Origin of the sequence: Brachyspira sp. (assembly GCF_029258575.1) — a bacterium.
GTDB lineage: Bacteria > Spirochaetota > Brachyspiria > Brachyspirales > Brachyspiraceae > Brachyspira.
On record NZ_JARHYI010000056.1, the window covers coordinates 1 to 3,533 of the forward strand.

General features: G+C 24.2%; 4 protein-coding genes. 2 read left to right on the forward strand and 2 right to left on the reverse strand.

Translation table 11 applies throughout. The features are described from left to right. Both Q1J76_RS04510 and Q1J76_RS04515 read left to right on the forward strand, forming a co-directional pair. Nucleotides 1–543 (forward strand): NAD(P)-binding domain-containing protein (locus tag Q1J76_RS04510; RefSeq protein WP_300367439.1); only part of this gene is annotated, 543 nt, incomplete at its 5' end. Between the two features lie 33 nt (nucleotides 544–576). Beyond that, a complete protein-coding gene (locus Q1J76_RS04515; RefSeq protein ID WP_300367441.1) occupies nucleotides 577–879 on the forward strand; it encodes a PTS sugar transporter subunit IIB in 303 nt (100 codons plus the stop codon). A gap of 59 nt (nucleotides 880–938) precedes the next feature. Here Q1J76_RS04515 and Q1J76_RS04520 read toward each other — a convergent pair whose 3' ends face one another. Next, complete coding sequence (locus Q1J76_RS04520; RefSeq protein ID WP_300367443.1) at nucleotides 939–2,744, reverse strand: bifunctional metallophosphatase/5'-nucleotidase; 1,806 nt, start codon at nucleotides 2,742–2,744, stop codon at nucleotides 939–941. A 74-nt stretch (nucleotides 2,745–2,818) separates the two neighbouring features. Next, nucleotides 2,819–3,169 (reverse strand): hypothetical protein, encoded by a 351-nt coding sequence (locus Q1J76_RS04525; RefSeq protein ID WP_300367444.1) that lies wholly within the window; start codon nucleotides 3,167–3,169, stop codon nucleotides 2,819–2,821. Nucleotides 3,170–3,533 lie beyond the last annotated feature (364 nt).

The window sequence follows — 3,533 nt, forward strand, 5'->3', positions numbered from 1 at the left end:
GCTAGTTTAAATACTATAGTGAATTTTAATATTTATAAATGTAAGGAAAATGAAAAAATATTAGTTGTAGGAGGAGGAAATTCTGCTGTTGAATATGCTTATTTACTTGGTAAAGATAATGATGTTACTATTAATTATAGAAAGGCAGAATTTACAAGACCTAATGAAAAGAATTTAGAAACTATAAAAGAAGATATTGCAAATGGAAAGGTAAAAGCAAGACTAGGTGTAGATATTAAATCTATAGAACCTAAAGATGGAAAGGTTTTAGTTCATTATACTGATGGTATAGATGATATTTATAATAGAATTATATATGCTTTAGGAGGAGTTGCTCCTGTAGATTTCTTAAAAAGATGCGATATAAAATTAGATGAACATGGTGTACCTATAATTGATGAAAAACATGAAAGTTCTATAGAAAATTTATATGTAGCTGGTGATATTTCATATAAATCAGGCGGATCAATAGCTAAAGCTTTAAATTCTGGATTTGATATAGTTAAACATGTACATGATTTAATTAAAAAGGAAAATGCTTAAAATTATTATAAAAATTAATATAAGGAGTAAAATATGCTAAAAGTTTTAGTAGCTTGTGCTAACGGAGCTGTAACTAGCTTGATGATGAAAGAGAAAGCAAAAAAAGCTTTAACAGATTTGGGTATAGAAAATATGGAAATAGATCACTGTGATTTGAATGGATGCAAAATTGGTAATTATGATTTGGTTTTCTGCCCCTCTAATTTCTATGACAAATTTAGTTCAGTTTTAGATAAAGGAAGCAAACTTATAGGTATTAAAAATGTTCTATCTGAAAATGAATTCAAACAAAAACTTGAAGAGTCTGGATATTTAGAAGAATTAAAAAATAAGTAATTAATATATTATAATAAAAAGTAGGAGCTTAATGCTTTTACTTTTTATTATATTAAATTTTAATTATCAGGATATAAAAGTTTATAATCTTTTTTCTTTGCTGTTTCAACATAATTTTCAGGAATAGCTTTCCAATTATTAATTTTTTCAACTACAATAGGACAATCATGTTTTTCAAACCAATCTATTATATAATATCTTAAATCCTTATCGGTTTCTTTTAATACTAAATCTAAATTCTGCAAAGTTTTTAAATTTATTTTAGAACCTTGGGTAAGATGTCCTCCTCCTCCACTTCCTCTATAAGAATTAATAGCAACTTTATATTCTTTATCCAACTCAAAAACCCTACCATCAGATAATGATTCTATAATAACTTTTTTTCCATTAGGTTTAGTAACATCAACAGTATAATTCAATCCAGCAGCACTTTCATAATTATATATAGGTGTTATAGTATCATAAGAATTATATCTATTATTGAATATTAGATTACCATTGAAATCTTTTTTAAAAGCTATAATATTATCATTAATATTATCCATAGTATTAAACCATCTTCCATATGAGTATTCCATAGCATCTTTAATTTGTTTTCCTGTTAATTTCATAATATAGAAAAAATTTTCATAAGGATATAAATTGAACATATCTCTTACTTTTATGACACCATCATTTAAAACTGCATATTTACTTAAAGGAGCAGCTAAAGAAATATCTGCCTTTACTCCCAATTCAAATTCAGCTATCAAAAATTGTAATTTATGTATAAAACTCAAAAAATAGCTATCTGAAAATAAAGCTTCATCAGATGAAAGTTTTGTACTTAAAATACCAATATCTCTTCCAACCCATTTTTTCACTTTTTCTTTAGTTTCATCAAATTTAGATAAAAATTCTTTATCCGCTTCAAATTCAGAAGTTTTTATAAGTCCTCCTTTCAATTTTTTAATATTCCAAATACCATTACCCAATACCATATTAATATCAATAGATACAATATATTTTGCCGAATTTACTCCTCCATACATAGGTACTATTTTTCCACTTGGACTTCTAACCTCTTTAGTTTTTTGTTTAGTTGTTTCATCATAACCAAAAAAAGACCATCCTTGATGATCATGTCCTACAAGTATAAGATCAAAACCATCAACCTGCTCTGCAACTAATTGACTTGCATTTTCATTTTTATATAATTCTTCATCTTCTGTATAATCTAAACCAGAATGAAAAAGCCCTATAATAATATCAGTTTTTTCTTTATCCTTAATAATATTAATCCATTTCTTTGCAGATTCAATCATATCTTCTGTTGTCAAACCCTCATATAAAACTTTAGGAAGCTGTCTTTCTATTGCAGGTTCAACAAGTCCAAGTATTGCTATTTTTATACCATTTTTTTCTATTATAGTATAAGGTTCAAGATATGGATTTTTAGTATTTTCATCTATCAAATTAGCACATACCAAAGGAGCTTTCAACTCTTTAGCCATCTTATCATAAACATTATGTCCAGCCTCTATATCATGATTACCTATACAAACAGCATCATAATTAAGATAATTTAAAACTTCAGACCATATATGCATTTTATCAGAAGCAACAAAGTTATAATAATAAACAGAAGGCTGTCCCTGTAATGAATCTCCATTATCTAATAAAAGAATCGTTCTACCATCATTTTTTAACTGTTTTAAATATGATGCTATATGTGCCATAGAAGTATTTTCCTCTTTATCTGTCATAAAATTGTAAGGAAAAATCATTCCATGAATATCAGTAGTTTGAACTATAGTAAAATTAACTTCCCTATCATTATTAAGGCTAGATGAAGTGTCAGATAATTCAGATAAAAAAACTTCCATTTATTAATAACCTCTTTCGGTATATATATCAAAATTTTATTTTATTATATATAATATAATAAAAAATATAAAAATTATTCTATTTTTAAAACTTTTTTCACAATATCAATATTATTTAATATGAAATTTACAGAACTAAATATGTAATATGATGTAAATAAAATTAAGAATATCAAAACTCCTCTTTTAAAAATAGTTTTTCCTTTACTATCTTTCTCTTCAGTCCAAAATAAATCTATAATATCTTTCTTTTTTCTCCTATTTGAAGATTTATTTTTTTTATTTTCTTCAAACTTTTTATTTTTTAATAAAACTCTAAATATTAAAGATACTATAATATAAATCAAACATAAAAATATAATAAAATTGAATATCAAATAAAAAGTAATTATCTGTTCAATATCATTCAAATTAAAATTTTCCATATATGAATCTCCATATTTTTTTATATTGTTATTTTTAAAAAGGACAGGCTATAGTTTGTTTATTTTTTTAATCTGCATATCTCTTTCCAATAATGAGGATCATTAATTTCCAAATACTTGATATTTCTAGTATATTTTATTACTTTTTCAATAAGATGTTCATTTAGAAAAATAAATAAATGTTCTTATCTTTAAATCCTCCAACTGAAATTTCTTTTATTGTATTTCCAGCTTTTAATTCATTATATAATATTGTTTCTAATTGTTTCAAAAATAAATATTTTATACGATTATATAATATATTTATTTTTTATTTTGTAAAATATCATATTATGTTATAATTTACAAATACCAATTAAAAATG